The 3,257-nt window shown below is 60.4% G+C and carries 3 protein-coding genes and 1 pseudogene; all 4 read left to right on the top strand.

Going from position 1 to position 3,257, the window contains the following annotated elements:
• A partial coding sequence (locus tag Q4E95_RS12165; protein WP_303383556.1) for a glycosyltransferase family 4 protein occupies positions 1–980 on the top strand: 980 nt, incomplete at its 5' end.
• Entirely contained in the window at positions 977–1,960 is a 984-nt protein-coding gene (locus tag Q4E95_RS12160; protein ID WP_303383555.1) for an ABC transporter permease, read from the top strand. The genes Q4E95_RS12165 and Q4E95_RS12160, both read left to right, overlap by 4 nt.
• Before the next feature lie 82 nt (positions 1,961–2,042).
• The gene (locus Q4E95_RS12155; protein ID WP_303383554.1) at positions 2,043–2,849 is read left to right on the top strand and encodes an ABC transporter ATP-binding protein; all 807 of its coding nucleotides are present in this window, start codon (positions 2,043–2,045) and stop codon (positions 2,847–2,849) included.
• Positions 2,850–2,992: 143 nt separating this feature from the next.
• Positions 2,993–3,257, top strand: a pseudogene (locus Q4E95_RS12150) (glycosyltransferase); the annotation flags it as partial.

The following is a 3,257-nucleotide window of genomic DNA, read 5'->3' as shown; positions in this document are numbered from 1 at the left end:
TTCGCCCGGCTGTCCTGCACACCACCACGCATTACGTGAACGCGTTGGCCGTGCGCGCCGTGGCGGGGGCGCTGGGGATTCCATGGGTCTACGAAGTCCGCGGGCTGCTGGCGGACACGTGGGCGGCCACGCGCTCACCCGCGGCCCTCACATCCGCCCGTTACGAGCGCTTCCAGGCGCGGGAGGCCCAGGCGCTGAACTCCGCCGATGACGTGGTCACCCTGGGGACGCACATGGCCGATCGCGTTCGGTCCATCAGCGGAAACCCGTCCTTGCCGGTGCGCCTGGCGCCCAACGGCGTGGGCGGGCCGTTCACGGAGGAGCCGGGGGAGAAGGCGAGCGCGCGGCGTCGTACCGGGTTACCCGCGGACAGGTTCCTGGTGGGAACCGTGACCTCGGTGGTGGACTACGAGGGCCTGGACGATTTGGTGCGTGCCGTGCACATTGCTCGTGAAAGCGTGCCGTCCGTCCTCGCGGTGATCGTGGGTGACGGCGTGGCCCGGCCAGGCCTGCAACAATTGGTCTCCGACCTGGGATTACAGGAACACGTGAGGTTTTGTGGACGAGTTGATCGATCCGAAGCGGTCGAGTATTTCAGATCACTCGATGTCTTCACGGTGCCGCGTAAGGACCGCACGGTGACGCGGGCGGTGACGCCGCTGAAGCCGGTCGAGGCGCTGGCCTCACGTACCGCCGTGGTGGCCAGTGACCTGCCGGCGTTGCGTGAGATAATTCACGATGGCGAGACCGGTCTGTTGATTCCACCGGATGATTCGGTGTCATTGGCGGCCGCATTGGTCGAGTTGGCGCGTGACCCGCAGACCCGGCAACGGCTTGCTACCGCGGGTCGCAACTGGGCGCTGGAAAATCGCACGTGGGCGGTGACGGCAAAAGAGACCGTGAAGCGGTACGGTGAATTGACTGAAAATGTCCCCCAACTAGTCGACGACGTCGCAGACCTTCAGGAGCCGAGCGCATGACTAACGTGCCGTCCGATGCCTCCGCATCGCCCGCTCCCTGGGACGATTCCCCCGACAACGGGAGCACTCGCGTCAGCGTGGACGGGGTCATGCCTGAAACCGTAGGCGGAACCGTTCCGGAGCAGCGCACCAAGGTGGAGCGCTTCAATCCTGATCGGCTGCGAGCCGTTGGCGCGCGGCCACCCATGGGCGAATACCTGCGCGATCTATGGGGGTCGAGACACTTCATCATGTACGACGCCAGGGTGCGGTTGGCGGTCAGCCAGGATCACACGTTCTTGGGTAAAGCGTGGATCGTTCTCAATCCAGCGTTACTTGGTCTGACGTTTTTCGTTATTTTCGGTCTTCTTCTTCGCACGGGCCGCGGAATCGATAACTTTGTCGCGTATATTCTCATCGGCCTTATCATGTTCGTGTACTCAATACGCTCCGTTGTAGCGGTATCACGGTCCATGCAATCCGGAAAAGCCTTGGTCAAGGGATTCATGTTCCCTCGAGCCGCCCTGACGCTGTCGATCGTCGTACGGGATGCCATGACCCAGGTGTGGGCTATTGTGGCCATGTTCATCATGGTCCTCCTTATTCCGCCCTTGGAACCCGTTAGTTGGACATGGCTTCTGGTGATCCCCGTATTTATCCTCCAAACAATTTTCAACTGGGGTCTGGGGATGTTGCTGGCTCCCCTTGTCCACCGGATACCGGACGTTGCGAATCTGATGTCATTCTTCATGCGCTTGTGGATGTACGCATCGGGTATCTTCTACGATCCTTCGCGCTTCGTGAGTGACGAACGAATCTTAGCTTTGTTCCACTTCAATCCGTTGTACCAGGTATTGCAAATTTCACGTTCTCTCATTCTGCGAGCAGAAGTTCCTCCATTGAACTCTTGGGCGATCCTGACTACAGCGGCCATCTTCCTTTGCGTGGTTGGTTTTCTGGTCTTTTGGCGCGATGAGGAGAGGTATGCGGATGAACGCTAGAGGCCAAAGGGAAGGTGCCTCCCCTGCAGGTAGGCATGGACGCACCTTCACTAATCCCGCCGTTGTCGTCGACAACGTGACCATGGTGTACAACGTCACTTCCACGGGTGGGGGCGAGGAAGTGCCGGTGGCCGCCACTGTGCGGTGGGCCCGGAAAGCACTGGGCCGCCCACCGGTGGTCAAGAACCAAGCCCTCACTGACATCACTCTCGCGATTCACCAGGGAGAATTCGTGGGTTTCATCGGACGCAACGGCTCCGGAAAATCAACCCTCATGAACATCGTGGCCGGTCAGATGAACCCCACGGTGGGCCGCGTGTACTCGGTGGACACCCCGGTAAAGCTCGGAGTCAATGTTTCGCTGGTGCCCGCGCTATCGGGGGAAAAAAACATCCGACTGGGTTGTCTAGCCCAGGGCATGCACCCGGATCGGGTGGACGAAATTCTCCCCGACCTGGTGGAGGTGGCCGCCTTGGGCAAGGCCATTCACTGGCCCATGAAGGCATATTCCTCGGGCATGGCCGCCAGACTTCGTTTCGCCGTGGCCACCGCCACGGATCCCCATATTTTGATTCTGGACGAGGCCCTCTCCACCGGTGACGCGCAATTCCGTGAACGAGGACAAAAGCGCATGGCCGAAATTCGCGAGCAAGCCGGCTGCGTGATGTTTGTTTCGCACTCCATGTCCGAAATCAGGGATATGTGCACCAGAGTGGTGTGGCTTGATCAGGGTGACCTCTTGATGGACGGTGATCCAAAGACCGTGGTTGCAGAGTATGAGGCCTTCATGAAGGACCTCGCGGCGGGCAATAACGTGGCCGCGAGCACGCGCAAGGAACAACTCCAATCCGAATTCGTACCAACCGAACTCCACGAGGTGCAATGGTGACCCCCACACCGGCGAAGCGGAACTTGAGAACCGAGATCTGGCACATACGCAATGGGGGCGTGGCGCAATGGCGCAAATACCGCCGTCGGGCGTCCCTACCCGCGGGGCCTTCAGCTGGTGCGGTCGAAGGACTCCGGAAAAGCATGAGTTTCCAGCCCCAGGTATGGCCGGACCGTCCGCCGGTTCGCTCGGATGTCACAGTTGCCGTGATCCTCGATGACTTCTCCGCTCGGGCTTTCCATTACGAGTGGAACCAGATTGCGCTTTCTCGAGACGGCTGGAAGTCGGAACTTGCCGCGCAACCGGTGGACTTCCTGTTCGTGGAGTCGGCCTGGCACGGTAACGGTGATGACTGGCAGTACCAGCTCACGGGAACGAGCGGGGTCAAAGAACCCTTCAAGGAGCTCG

The organism is Kocuria sp. (genome assembly GCF_030536815.1).
GTDB classification, from domain to species: domain Bacteria; phylum Actinomycetota; class Actinomycetes; order Actinomycetales; family Micrococcaceae; genus Kocuria; species Kocuria gwangalliensis.
This window is presented reverse-complemented; position numbering and strand designations above follow the sequence as displayed.

Coding starts and splice junctions, on each gene's coding strand:
- Q4E95_RS12155 (WP_303383554.1), top strand. CDS start 2,043: ATGGTGTACAACGTCACTTCCACGGGTGGGGGCGAGGAAGTGCCGGTG.
- Q4E95_RS12160 (WP_303383555.1), top strand. CDS start 977: ATGACTAACGTGCCGTCCGATGCCTCCGCATCGCCCGCTCCCTGGGAC.